The sequence below is a fragment of the Xanthomonas bonasiae genome (assembly GCF_017163705.1).
GTDB classification, from domain to species: domain Bacteria; phylum Pseudomonadota; class Gammaproteobacteria; order Xanthomonadales; family Xanthomonadaceae; genus Xanthomonas_A; species Xanthomonas_A bonasiae.
The window spans coordinates 1-13198 of sequence record NZ_JAFIWB010000038.1 but is presented as its reverse complement, the minus strand read 5'-3'; the positions used below and the strand labels follow the sequence as shown (position 1 = coordinate 13198).

General features: G+C 69.2%; 11 protein-coding genes. 10 read left to right on the top strand and 1 reads right to left on the bottom strand.

Annotated elements, in window-relative coordinates; genetic code table 11:
- The first annotated feature begins 35 nt into the window (after positions 1–35).
- Complete coding sequence (locus JR064_RS21430) at positions 36–1043, top strand: YeiH family protein (protein WP_179563677.1); 1008 nt, start codon at positions 36–38, stop codon at positions 1041–1043.
- A 294-nt stretch (positions 1044–1337) separates the two neighbouring features.
- The gene (locus tag JR064_RS21425; protein ID WP_179563678.1) at positions 1338–2348 is read left to right on the top strand and encodes a cation diffusion facilitator family transporter; all 1011 of its coding nucleotides are present in this window, start codon (positions 1338–1340) and stop codon (positions 2346–2348) included.
- A 120-nt stretch (positions 2349–2468) separates the two neighbouring features.
- On the opposite strand, the gene JR064_RS21420 is transcribed toward JR064_RS21425, so the two are convergent.
- Positions 2469–4532 (bottom strand): 3-hydroxyacyl-CoA dehydrogenase NAD-binding domain-containing protein, encoded by a 2064-nt coding sequence (locus JR064_RS21420; protein WP_179563679.1) that lies wholly within the window; start codon positions 4530–4532, stop codon positions 2469–2471.
- Between the two features lie 238 nt (positions 4533–4770).
- On the opposite strand from JR064_RS21420, the gene rpoE reads away from it, so the two are divergent.
- The 8 genes from rpoE to era all read left to right on the top strand — a co-directional run bounded on the left by rpoE (position 4771) and on the right by era (position 12877).
- Entirely contained in the window at positions 4771–5391 is a 621-nt protein-coding gene (gene rpoE, locus JR064_RS21415; protein WP_053835168.1) for an RNA polymerase sigma factor RpoE, read from the top strand.
- Complete coding sequence (locus JR064_RS21410) at positions 5388–6344, top strand: sigma-E factor negative regulatory protein (RefSeq protein WP_206231063.1); 957 nt, start codon at positions 5388–5390, stop codon at positions 6342–6344. Before rpoE ends, JR064_RS21410 begins: the two co-directional genes overlap by 4 nt.
- Positions 6345–6444: 100 nt before the next feature.
- A complete protein-coding gene (locus tag JR064_RS21405) occupies positions 6445–8001 on the top strand; it encodes a DegQ family serine endoprotease (protein WP_206231062.1) in 1557 nt (518 codons plus the stop codon).
- Between the two features lie 214 nt (positions 8002–8215).
- A complete protein-coding gene (lepA, locus tag JR064_RS21400) occupies positions 8216–10006 on the top strand; it encodes a translation elongation factor 4 (RefSeq protein WP_179565498.1) in 1791 nt (596 codons plus the stop codon).
- A gap of 100 nt (positions 10007–10106) precedes the next feature.
- Positions 10107–10907, top strand: coding sequence for a signal peptidase I (lepB, locus tag JR064_RS21395; RefSeq protein ID WP_009583229.1), 801 nt, complete (start codon positions 10107–10109; stop codon positions 10905–10907).
- A 23-nt stretch (positions 10908–10930) separates the two neighbouring features.
- Positions 10931–11308 (top strand): DUF4845 domain-containing protein, encoded by a 378-nt coding sequence (locus tag JR064_RS21390; RefSeq protein WP_179563682.1) that lies wholly within the window; start codon positions 10931–10933, stop codon positions 11306–11308.
- Positions 11298–11978 (top strand): ribonuclease III, encoded by a 681-nt coding sequence (gene rnc / locus JR064_RS21385; RefSeq protein ID WP_179563683.1) that lies wholly within the window; start codon positions 11298–11300, stop codon positions 11976–11978. Before JR064_RS21390 ends, rnc begins: the two co-directional genes overlap by 11 nt.
- Entirely contained in the window at positions 11975–12877 is a 903-nt protein-coding gene (gene era / locus JR064_RS21380) for a GTPase Era (RefSeq protein WP_179563684.1), read from the top strand. Before rnc ends, era begins: the two co-directional genes overlap by 4 nt.
- Positions 12878–13198 lie beyond the last annotated feature (321 nt).

Below are 13198 nucleotides of genomic sequence, written 5' to 3'. Positions count from 1 at the left end.
GCGCATCCTGCGGCCACTTCGACAGGGTGGCGGCAATGTACAAGGCACGGGACAAGGGCGCGGCACTGTTGCCGGGGCTGCTGTTGGCGATCGCGGTCGCCGCGCTGGCGTCGCTGACGGAGCAGGCGCAACTGCGCTGGCTGGGCCGGCCGTGGATCGATGCGCTGGTGTTCGCGATCGCGCTCGGCACGCTGCTGCGCACCGCGTCGCATCTGCCGGCACGCGCTGACGCCGGCATCGCGTTCGCCGCCAAGCTGCCGCTGGAAGTGGCGATCGTGCTGCTCGGCGCATCGGTCAGCTTCAGTGCGGTCGGCGCGGCTGGCGGCCTGCTGCTGGGACTGATCGCGGCCACCGTGCTGCTGGCGATCGGCATCGGCTACGGCATCGGCCGCCTGCTGGGGCTGCCGGCACGGCTGGCCACGCTGGTGGCCTGCGGCAATGCGATCTGCGGCAACTCGGCGATCGTCGCCGCGGCGCCGGTGATCGACGCCGATTCGGACGAGGTGGCCGCCTCGATCGCGTTCACTGCGGCGCTGGGCATCGTGGTGGTGCTGGCCTTGCCGCTGGCGGTGCCGCTGTTCGGCCTGGATCAGCGCCACTACGGCATCCTCGCCGGCATGACCGTGTACGCGGTGCCGCAGGTGCTGGCGGCGACGCTGCCGGTGGGTGCCATCAGCGCGCAGGTCGGCGCCTTGGTCAAGCTGATGCGGGTGGTGATGCTGGGGCCGGTGATGCTGCTGCTCGGGCTGACCGCCGGCCGGCCGGGCGCCGCGCGGTTGCCGCTGCACCGCCTGCTGCCGTGGTTCGTGCTGGGCTTCGTCGGCATGCTGCTGCTGCGCTCCTCGGGCCTGTTGCCGCTGGCGTTGGCGGACGCGGCGCAGCGCGTGTCGGCGCTGCTGACCCTGGTGGCGATGGCGGCGCTGGGCCTGTCGGTGAACCTGCGCTCGGTGCTGGCCTCCGGCGGCCGCGTGCTGGCCGCGGGCACGCTGTCGCTGCTGGCGCTGGCCGGCATCAGCGCGCTGCTGGTGTGGTGGCTGCCGTGACGCGCGGGATGGCCGCAGATGCTGTGCGCATGCTGCGCGCTGTCGCAGCCAGCAGGAGCGAACCGATCCCCGGAACGCATCGCGCCGCTGCGTTCGCGTGCGGCAGCGACTCCTGGCGACGGTGCGGCTGCCGCTGGATCGATCACTTCACGCTGCGTCGCCGGTAGCGGCTCCAGCGTTGCATCCGCGCAGTGGCTCAATGGGCCAGCCGCATGCAGCCGCGGTGTAATAGTCTCCGCCGCAGGGCCGATCTAAGGTGGCGCATCTTCTTCGCACGCACCGCCAGGCCAGCTCATGGGACACGACCACAGCCACGCACCGACCGAGATCCGCCACGAGAAACCCCTGTGGTGGGCGCTGGGGCTGACCGCCACGTTCCTGCTGGTGGAGATCGCCGGCGCGTTCCTGACCAACAGCCTGGCGCTGCTGTCCGACGCCGCGCACATGGCCACCGACACCCTGGCGCTGATGATCGCGCTGGTCGCGGTGCGGCTGAGCCGGCGCCCGCCCGATGCCAAGCGTACCTACGGCTACGCGCGGCTGGAGGCGCTGGGCGCGCTGTTCAATGGCGGCATGCTGTTCGTGGTCGCCGCCTACATCCTGTGGGAAGCGGTGCAACGGTTCCGCCAGCCGCAGGACGTGGCCACGGTCGGCATGCTCGGCATCGCCGCGTTCGGCCTGCTGATCAACCTGATCTCGATGCGCCTGCTCAAGGCCGGCAGCGGCGAGAGCCTCAACATGAAGGGTGCCTACCTGGAAGTGTGGAGCGACATGCTCGGCTCGGTGGCGGTGATCGCCGGCGCGCTGGCGATCCGCCTCACCGGCTGGAAGGTGATCGATCCGATCCTGGCGGTGCTGATCGGCCTGTGGGTGCTGCCGCGCACCTGGGTGCTGCTGCGCGAGGCGATCAACGTGCTGCTGGAAGGCGTGCCCAAGGGCGTGGACATGGCCGCGGTGCGCGGCTATCTGCGCGGCGTTCCCGGCGTGGAGGACGTGCACGACCTGCACGTGTGGGCGCTGGCCTCCAGCACGCCGGCGCTGACCGCGCACGTGGTGATCGCCGACGGCGCCGATGCCGACGCGTTGCGCGCGGCCCTGTGCGATGGCCTGCATGCGCGCTTCGACATCGACCACATCACCCTGCAGATGGAAGCCGGGCACTGCGGCGCAGAGCCGTGCGGCACGCCGGCGCGCGCTGCGCAGGGAGCGCGCGACGAGCATGCGGATCACGGGCACGGCCAGCACGACGATCATGGGCATCGGCACGGCCATGCGCACGGCGCGCATGGGCATTCGCATCCGTGACACGGGATCAGGCGTCTTCCCCTTCCTGTAGGAGCGGCTTCAGCCGCGACAGGATCTCTCGGTAACGCTTGTCGCGGCTGAAGCCGCTCCTACAGGGAGCGCAGAGGACGCACGGCGGATTCAGGCCACCGGCTCGCGCAGCACCGGCGAATCCCAGCCCGGGCGCGGCGCGAAGCGCTCGCCGTAGCGCGCCTGCAGGGCGCGCAGGCGCTCCAGCAGCGCGTCGGCGCCGGCCGCACGGATGTACTGGATCGGACCGCCGCGGAACGGGGCGAAGCCGGTGCCGAAGATCACCCCGGCGTCGAGCAGGTCCGCATCGGCGACCACGCCGTCGTGCAGGCAGGCCACCGCCTCGTTGAGCAGCGGCAGGATCAGGCGGTCTTCCAGATCGGCCGGCGCCTGGTAGTCCTTGTCCACTTCCGGCTTTTTCGCGCGGCCGTTTTCCCAGGCGTACAGGCCCTGGCCATCCTTCTTGCCGCGCTTGCCCGGTTCCACCGTCTGCAGCGCGGCGGGGATCGGCAGGCCCAGGAACGGCGCCAGTTCCGCGCCGACCCCGGCGGCCACGTCCAGGCCCACGGTGTCGATCAGTTCGATCGGCCCCATCGGCATGCCGAACTTCACCGCGGCCTTGTCGAGCGCTGGGCCGGGGATGCCCTCGGCGTACGCGGTGGCCGCTTCCAGCAGGTACGGGAACAGCACCCGGTTGACCAGGAAGCCGGGCGTGCCGGCGACCGGCACCGGCAGCTTGTCGATCGCCTTGCAGAACGCGGCCAGCCGCTTCTGGTTGTCCGCGGCCAGGCCGTCGTGGCAGACGATCTCCACCAGCGGCATCTGCGCCACCGGGTTGAAGTAGTGCAGGCCGGCGAACTGCGCCGGGCGCTGGATGTGCTCGCGCAGTTCGGTCAGCGGGATCGAGGAGGTGTTGGTGCTGAGCAGCGCATCGGGCTGCATCCGCGGCTCCAGCGACTGGTACAGCTCGCGCTTGGCCTGCGGATTCTCCACGATCGCCTCGATCACCAGGTCGGCCACCGGCACGCCGTCGCCGGCCAGGTCGCCCTTCAGCCGCGCCGCCACCGCCGGGCGCTTGCTGTCGTCCTTGACCCGCTTGGCGAACAGCTCGCCGGCGCGGCTCAGCGCGCCATCGATGAAGCGCTGCTCGCGATCCTGCAGCGTCACCTCGAAACCCTTGTAGGCCGACCAGGCGGCGATGTCGCCGCCCATCACCCCGGCGCCGACCACGTGCACGTGGCGGATGCCATGGTCTTTCCCGCCCAGCGCCTTGAGCCGCTCGGTGAGGAAGAAGATGCGGATCAGGTTGCGCGCGGTCGGCGTGCTCGCCAGCTTGACCACGGCCTTGCGCTCGGCGTCCAGCCGCGCCTGGATGCCGCCGCCGCCGCTGCGCTCCCAGACGCCGATCAGCGCGTACGGCGCCGGGTAGTGTTCCTTGCGCGCCTTGCGCGCGACCTGCTTGCGCATCTGCGGCGCCAGCAGCTTGCGCGCCGGCCAGGTGTTGGTGGCCCAGGCGGTGGCGCGCTGCTTGAACGGGCGCGCGCTGCCGGTCAAGGCCAGCGCGACCGCGGTATCGACCAGCACCGCCGGTGCGGCGACCTTGTCGACCAGGCCCATCGCGCGGGCCGCCGATGCCGATACGGTGCGCCCGGTCAGCATCAGGTCCATCGCCGCGGGCGCGCCGATCAGCCGCGGCAGGCGCGCGCTGCCGCCCCAGCCGGGAAAGATGCCGAGCTTGGTCTCGGGCAGGCCGATGCGGGTGGAACCGTCGCTGGAGGCGACCCGGTAGCGGCAGGCCAGCGCGATCTCGGTGCCGCCGCCCATGCAGAAACCGTGGATCGCGGCCACGGTCGGGCAGGGCAGTTCGGCCAGTTTCTGGAAGGTGGCCTGGCCGCGGCGGATCGCGTCGTTGACGGTGCCGCGGCGGTCGAATTCCTGGAATTCCTTCAGGTCCGCGCCGGCGATGAAGCCATTGGCCTTGGCCGAGCGGATCACCACGCCCTTGGGCGGGTCGATGGCGATGCGTTCGAGCAGATCGCCCAGCTCCAGCAGCACGTCCTGCGACAGCGCGTTGACGGGCGCGTCCTGGCGGTCGAGGCTGAGCACGACGACGCCGTCGTCGCGGATATCCGCTTGCCAGTGACTGAATCGGAGCCCGTCGAAGCCTGAAAGCATGGGGAGGACCATCCGCTTATGTATGGAGAAGATCGTTATCATCCAGAGGTTGTTTCCGTTGCGTCAAATCCCAATCCACAGGGGAGTGACGCGGGTCCCGCGACCGCTGGCATGCCGCCAGCCTAACGGAATGCGGGTTAACGTCGTGGGGCGGCGGTCCGCAGGGACGCTGAACTTTTTTCCGAATTGGCGGTCAGATGGTCCGACGTAGGTTGGGCTGACAGGAGTGCGGCCCGTTATGGCCGATGTCGAAACACCTCAGGAGCTGGACCTGGAACTGGTCCGGCGTGTGCAGCGCGGCGAAAGCGCGGCGTTCGATGTGCTGGTGCGCAAGTACCAACACCGGATCGTCGGCCTGATCGGGCGCTACATCGCCGACTGGAGCGAATGTCAGGACGTGGCACAGGACACCTTCATCCGCGCCTACCGCGCGATAGGGAACTTCCGTGGCGACGCCCAGTTCTCTACATGGTTGCACCGTATCGCCGTGAACACCGCCAAGAACTACCTGGTTGCGCACAACCGCAGGCCTCCGACCGACGACGTCGACGTGCTCGATGCCGAGCAGTTCGACAGCGGCACGCGCTTGCGCGACACCGACACGCCCGAGCGCGAACTGATGCGCCAGGAGCTGGAACAGACGGTGATGAAGGCGGTGAATGCGTTGCCGGAGGAATTGCGAACCGCCATCACCCTGCGCGAGGTGGACGGGATGAGTTACGAGGACATCGCGCAGAAGATGGGTTGCCCGATCGGCACGGTGCGCTCGCGCATCTTCCGTGCGCGGGACGCCATCGACGCCGAACTCCGTCCCCTGCTGGATACCGACAGCGCCACTCGTGAGCGACACCGCGTATGACCGATAGCACGCCCATTTCCCAGCCCGAGCCGACGCCCGGCGCCACGCCGCCGGACAAGTTCGAACTGCACTACCGGCAGCAGCTGTCGGCGTTGATCGACGGCGAGCTGCCGGCCGACGAGGCGCGCTTCGTGGTGCGCCGGCTGCAGCACGACGAGGAGCTTGCCGGTTGCCACGAACGCTGGCAGCTGTGCGGCGACATCCTGCGCGGCCGCGTCTGCATGCCGGCACCCGCCGATTTCGGCGAGCGCGTGCGCCAGGCGGTGGCGGCCAAGGCGCAACGCGCCGAGGTGGCGCGCGCCAGCGATGCCGCCGGCAGCCGCCGCACCTGGCGCTGGGGCGGAAGCGCGGCGCTGGCGGCCTCGGTCGCCGCGATCGCCTTGTTCATGACCCGCGAGCGCCTGCCCGATGCGGCGCCGGCGGCAGCGCCCGTGCAGGTCGCCAGCTCAAGCGCTCCTGCCGCCGCGCCTGCGGTTCCGGCGGCCGTGCCGCAGGTGCCGGCACCGGCACCGGCAGATCCGCAGGGCGACCTCGGCGCGGCGGTCGCCGCGGCGCCGGCAGTGGCCATCGCCGCGCACCGGCGCCAGGACGCCGCCACCCGCCGCGGCGCGACCCGAACCCAGCAGGCCGCGCGCAGCAGCGCGGCGCGGGCCGCCGAGCCGGTACGCGCGATCGCCGCCGCGGCCCCGTCGCGGCCAGCGGCGACCGCGCTGCCGCTGCCGGCCACGGCGACCGGCCAGGCGCTCGCGCAGCAACATGCCGGCGATCCGTTCGCGCACCAGCCCGCACCGCTGCAGGCGCGGCCATGGCCGCGCTCGGCACTGGCGCCGGCGGCGTCCAGCGGCGAGTTCACCGCCAGTTTCCCGCGCCAGGGCGCGTCGGCGGCGTTCTATCCGTTCGAGCCGCGGCTGCCGGCCGACGCGGCGCCCGCGCCGTTGCCGCAGCAGCCTTGAACCCAGGCGTCGGTCGAAGCGCGTGCTTCGCTCCGGCGCGCGGTGCCCGCGGCACCGCCGTTGTTTTCCATCCCTTTCCCGAACCGGAGGCTCGCGTCCGATGACTCACCGTATCCGCAACCATCTGCTGGGCGTGTTGGCCCTGACCCTGCCGCTGGCCGCCTGCGCGCAGCAGCCCGAGTCGGCCGCGCCCGCTGCCGCCGCGCCGGCCGCGCGCGCGGCGCCTGCGCCGCAGCTGGTCGCCGGCTTGCCCGATTTCACCAACCTGGTCGAACAGGTCGGCCCCGGCGTGGTCAACGTCGAGACCACGATCAGCCGCAAGGCCGCGGCCACGCGCGCCGGCGCCGGCGGCATGCCCGACGATGCGCAGATCCCGGAATTCTTCCGCCGCTTCTTCGGGCCGGACGGGATCCCGGGCCAGCCGGGCATGCCTGGCCAGCAAGGGCCGGACGAAGACGACGCGACCCCCGGCGGCCGCTCGATGGGCTCGGGCTTCATCATCTCGCCCGACGGCTACGTGCTGACCAACCACCACGTGGTCGATGGCGCCAGCGAGGTCAAGGTCAAGCTGACCGACCGCCGCGAGTTCACCGCCAAGGTGGTCGGCAGCGACCAGCAGTACGACGTGGCGCTGCTGAAGATCGACGGCAAGAACCTGCCGACGGTGCGCGTGGGCGATTCCAACATGCTCAAGCCCGGCCAGTGGGTGGTCGCGATCGGTTCGCCGTTCGGCCTGGACCACTCGGTCACCGCCGGCATCGTCAGCGCCACCGGCCGCAGCAACCCGTACGCCGACCAGCGCTACGTGCCGTTCATCCAGACCGACGTGGCAATCAACCAGGGCAATTCCGGCGGTCCGCTGCTCAATACCCGCGGCGAGGTGGTCGGCATCAACTCGCAGATCTTCTCCGCGTCCGGCGGCTACATGGGCATCAGCTTCGCGATCCCGATCGACCTGGCGATGAGCGCGGTCGAGCAGATCAAGAAGACCGGCAAGGTCAGCCGCGGCATGCTCGGCGTGACCATGCAGCCGAACATCAGCGATGTGGAGGCCAAGGGCCTGGGCCTGACCGATACGCGCGGCGCGCTGGTCAACGGCGTGCAGCCGGGCAGCGGCGCGGCCAAGGCCGGGATCGAGCCGGGCGACTTCATCGTTGCCTTCAACGGGCAGAAGATCAACACGCGCGAGGACCTGCCGCCGCTGGTGGGCATGCTGCCGCCGGGCAGCAAGGCGCGGGTCACCGTGATCCGCGACGGCAAGCCGCGCGACATCAGCGTGACCCTGAGCGAGCTCAGCGACGACGGCGTGGCCATGGGCCAGCAGCAGCCGGGCCGCGGTGGCGCGGCGCCGGCGCCGCAGGCCGCCGAGAGCAGCGCGCTGGGCATCAGCGTGGAGGAGATCCCGGCGCCGGTGCGGCAGAAGCTCGGGCTGCGCGCCGACGAGGGCGTGCAGGTGGCGCAGGTCAGCCGCGCGGTGGCGAGCAAGTCGCAGCTGCGTCCGGGCATGATCGTGCTGCAGGTCGGGCGCACTCCGGTGTCCAATGCGGCGCAGTTCCGCAAGCTCACCGCCGGCGCGAAGAAGGGCGACGTGGTGATGCTGCTGGTGCGCGCGCCGGGCAGCCCGGCCAGCCAGTTCATCGCGATCAGCGTCGACTGAGCGGCCGATCGCGCTAGTGCCCATGGCGGTCAGCGAACCCCGGTTCGCTGGCCGCCATTGATTTCATTGGGGTTTGTGTCCCGAAACCGTGCCCGCGCCGCCGCGGGCGCCCGCGCGCCGCCGCCGGGGCGCCTGGCTCCCTCCGGCCATGCGATAATGGCCCGTTATCCTGACGACGGTCCTGGCCGCCGCCCACCTCATGTCCTCTGATTCGATGCGGAACATCCGCAATTTCTCCATCATCGCCCACGTCGACCACGGCAAATCGACCCTGGCCGATCGCATCATCCAGCTCTGTGGCGGCCTGCAGGCGCGCGAGATGGAAGCGCAGGTGCTCGACTCCAACCCGATCGAGCGCGAGCGCGGCATCACCATCAAGGCCCAGTCCGTGTCCTTGCCGTATACGGCCAAGGACGGGCAGGTCTACCACCTGAACTTCATCGACACGCCTGGCCACGTGGACTTCTCCTACGAAGTCAGCCGCTCGCTGGCCGCCTGCGAGGGCGCGCTGCTGGTGGTCGACGCCGCGCAGGGCGTGGAAGCGCAGTCGGTGGCCAACTGCTACACCGCGGTGGAGCAGGGCCTGGAAGTGGTGCCGGTGCTCAACAAGATCGACCTGCCCACCGCCGACATCGCCCGCGCCAAGGCCGAGATCGAGGCGGTGATCGGCATCGACGCCGAGGACGCGGTGGCGGTCAGCGCCAAGACCGGGTTCAACGTGGACCTGGTGCTGGAAGCGATCGTGCATCGCATCCCGCCGCCCAAGCCGCGCGATACCGACAAGCTGCAGGCGCTGATCATCGACTCGTGGTTCGACAACTACCTGGGCGTGGTCTCGCTGGTGCGGGTGATGCAGGGCGAGATCAAGCCGGGCAGCAAGATCCTGGTGATGTCCACCGGCCGCACCCACCTGGTCGACAAGGTCGGCGTGTTCACCCCCAAGCGCAAGGAACTGCCCGCGCTGGGCGCCGGCGAAGTGGGCTGGATCAACGCCTCGATCAAGGACGTGCACGGCGCGCCGGTCGGCGACACCCTGACCCTGGCCGCCGACCCGGCGCCGCATGCGCTGCCCGGTTTCCAGGAAATGCAGCCGCGCGTGTTCGCCGGCCTGTTCCCGGTCGATGCCGAGGACTACCCGGACCTGCGCGAGGCGCTGGACAAGCTGCGCCTCAACGACGCGGCGCTGCGCTTCGAGCCGGAAAGCTCCGAGGCGATGGGCTTCGGCTTCCGCTGCGGCTTCCTCGGCATGCTGCACATGGAAATCGTGCAGGAACGGCTGGAGCGCGAGTACGACCTCAACCTGATCTCGACCGCGCCGACCGTGGTCTACGAGGTGCTCAAGACCGACGGCAGCGTGATCCCGATGGACAACCCGTCCAAGCTGCCGCCGCTGAACAACGTGGAGGAGATCCGCGAGCCGATCATCCGCGCCAACATCCTGACCCCGCCGGACTACGTCGGCAACATCATCACCCTGTGCGAGGAAAAGCGCGGCAGCCAGATCGGCATCAACTACCTGGGCAGCCAGGTGCAGATCAGCTACGAACTGCCGATGGCCGAGGTGGTGCTGGATTTCTTCGACAAGCTCAAGTCGGTGTCGCGCGGCTACGCCTCGCTGGACTACCACTTCCTGCGTTTCGACGCCGGCCCGTTCGTGCGCGTGGACACGCTGATCAACGGCGACAAGGTCGATGCGCTGTCGATCATCGTGCACCGCAGCCATGCCGACCGGCGCGGCCGCGAACTGTGCGAAAAGATGAAGGACCTGATCCCGCGGCAGATGTTCGACGTGGCGATCCAGGCCGCGGTCGGCTCGCAGATCATCTCGCGCAGCACGGTCAAGGCGATGCGCAAGAACGTGCTGGCCAAATGTTATGGTGGCGACGTGTCGCGCAAGAAGAAACTTCTGGAAAAACAGAAGGAAGGCAAGAAGCGCATGAAGCAGGTCGGCCGCGTGGAGATCCCGCAGGAAGCCTTCCTGGCTGTGCTGCAGATGGATAAGTAGCTGGGAATGGTGAGTAGGGAATCGGGAATGGGAAGAGCGGCGCTCTTGCCTTTCCGATTCCCCGTTCCCGATTCCCGATTCCCATTCCGAAGGAATACGAATGAAATGGTTTGAAATCGCGCTGGTGGTCCTGACCTTCGCCACCGGCATCGTCTGGTTGCTGGACAAGCTGTTCTTCGCCAAGCGCCGCGCCGCGCGCGCCGGCCTGCTGGATACCGAGCCGGTGCTGGTCGATTATTCGCGGGCGTTCTTCCCGGTGCTGGCGGTGGTGCTGATCCTGCGCAGCTTCATCGCCGAGCCGTACAAGATTCCGTCCAGCTCGATGATGCCGAACCTGCTGGTCGGCGATTTCATCCTGGTCAACAAGTTCGCCTACGGCTTCCGCCTGCCGATCACCAACCAGAAGGTGATCCCGACCAGCGAGCCCAAGCGCGGCGACGTGGTGGTGTTCAAGCCGCCGCACAAGCCGGACGAGAACTGGATCAAGCGCGTCATCGGCCTGCCCGGCGACCGCATCGGCTTCCACGGCGATACCCTGTACATCAACGGCACGCCGATGAAGTACCAGGTGCGCGGCGAGTACGTCGGCAAGGGCAAGGGCGCGGAGATGACCGGGTCCACGCTGCTCACCGAATACCTGCCGGGCCGCACCCACACCGAACTGGAGTGGCTGGACCGCAACAATCCGGCCGGCCAGGGCGATTGGGTGGTGCCGCCGGGCCAGTATTTCGTGATGGGCGACAATCGGGATAATAGCGAGGACAGCCGCTTCTGGACCCAGACCCACTTCCTGCCCGAAGAGAACCTGCGCGGCAAGGCGTTCCTGGTCTGGCTCAATTGCGAAGGCTGGTTCTGCAGCGGCAGTTTCGATCCCTCGCGGATCGGGACCGGCATCCAGTGATTTCTGGCGTAAGGGGAAGCGCGATGAAGCACAAGCAAAGTGGCATGACGTTGACGTCGTTCGTGATCGTGCTGGCGGTGGTCGGTTTCTTCGCCTACATCGGCATGAAGCTGTTCCCGATGTACATGGAGTACTACGCGGTGCGCTCGGCGATGAAGGGCCTGGCCGCCGAGCCGGGCAGCGCCGACATGGATCCGGCGCAGGCGAAGATGCTGCTGTTCCGCCGCCTGGACATCAACAATTCGGACAACGTGAAGCCGGACGACGTCAAGTTCGATCGCATGGATTCGGGCTGGAAGATGCATGTGGCCTACGAAGTGCGCAAGCCGCTGGTCGCCAACCTGGACGTGGTCGGCAAGTTCGACATCACCCAGGACCTGACGACGCGCGGTGGCGAGTAAAACGATCCTGCGCGGCGACCGCATCGGTCACCGCTTCGCCGACCCGCAGCTGCTGGCGCAGGCGCTGACGCATCGCAGCGCCGGCGCGCCGCACAACGAGCGGCTGGAATTCCTCGGCGACAGCATCGTCAACCAGCTGATCGCCGAGGCGCTGTACCGGCGCTGGCCCAAGGCCGACGAAGGCGCGCTGACCCGCGCCCGCGCCGAACTGGTGCGCGAGGCCTCGCTGGCCACCATCGGCCGCCAGCTGGAACTGGGCGAGCGGCTGACCCTGGGGCCGGGCGAGATGAAGTCCGGCGGGCATCGCCGCGATTCGATCCTGGCCGACGCGGTCGAGGCGGTGGTCGCGGCGATCTACCTGGACGCCGGATTCGAGGCCTGCCGTGCGGTGATCCTGCCCTGGTTCGAGACGGCGCTGGCCGCACTGCCGGTCGGCAAGCCGGAGAAGGACGCCAAGACCCGCCTGCAGGAATGGCTGCAGGCCCGGCAGCGGGCCCTGCCGGCGTACGAGCTGATCAGCGAAACCGGCGACGAACACGCCAAGCTATTCCGGGTACGCTGCGTACTCGCCGAGCCTGCCCTCACCACCGAGGGCGAGGGCACCTCGCGACGGCTGGCCGAACAACAGGCCGCCGCCGCCGCCATCGAGCAACTGGATTCCAGCAAGTGAACGAGCAAGCGTCCCCTTACCGCAGCGGCAGCGTGGCCGTGATCGGCCGCCCCAACGTGGGCAAGTCCACCCTGACCAACGCCCTGGTGGGCGCCAAGGTCAGCATCGTCTCCAACCGCCCGCAGACCACCCGGCACCGCTTGCTGGGCATCGCCAGCTTCCCGGAAGGGCAGTTGGTGCTGGTCGACACCCCCGGCCTGCACCGCGAGCAGAAGCGCGCGATGAACCGGGTCATGAACCGCGCCGCGCGCGGCTCGCTGGAAGGCGTGGACGCCGGCTTGCTGGTGATCGAGGCCGGGCGCTGGGACGACGAGGACACGCTGGCGTTCAACGTACTCAGCGATTCCGGCATCCCGGTGGTGCTGGTGGTGAACAAGGTCGACCGGCTCAAGGACAAGACCGCGCTGCTGCCGTTCCTGCAGCAGGTCAGCGACGGCCGCAGCTTCGCCGCGGTGCATCCGATCTCCGCGCTCAAGCGCAAGGGCCTGGAAGCGTTGGTGCGCGACCTGCTGGCGCTGGTGCCGGAAGCGCCGGCGATGTTCGGCGAGGACGAGATCACCGACCGCAGCCAGCGCTTCCTGGCCGGCGAACTGGTGCGCGAGCAGCTGATGCGCCAGCTCGGCGAAGAGCTGCCGTACGCGACCACGGTGGAGATCGAGCGCTTCGCCGAGGACGGCGCGCTGCTGCGCATCGGCGCGGTGATCTGGGTCGAGCGCGAGGGCCAGAAGGCGATCGTGATCGGCAAGGGCGGCACCCGCCTGAAGGACATCGGCGCCAAGGCCCGGCAGCAGATGGAGCGCCTGTTCGGCGCCAAGGTGTTCCTGGAGACCTGGGTGCGCGTGCGCGAGGGCTGGTCGGACGACGAGGCCGCGTTGAAGGCGTTCGGGTACGGGGAGTAAGGCCGGGACTCGGGACTGGGGACTCGGGATTCGGGATTCGGGATTCGGGATTTTCGCAAGTGCACCGCATTTCCGCTTTTCTGTAGGAAGGGCTTCAGCCCCGACGCCTTACCGATAACGCGTCGGGGCTGAAGCCCTTCCCACAAAAACCGCTGAGCCGGAATACGGCTGCCGCTTCTCTTCGCAGCACGGCTGCTTTTTCCTCAAATCGCTTGACAGCGATTTGCCGCCGGACAGCATCCTGGAGTCCCGAGTCCCGAGTCCCGAGTCCCGAGTCCCGAGTCCCGAGTCCCGAGTCCCGAGTCCCGAGTCCCGAGTCCC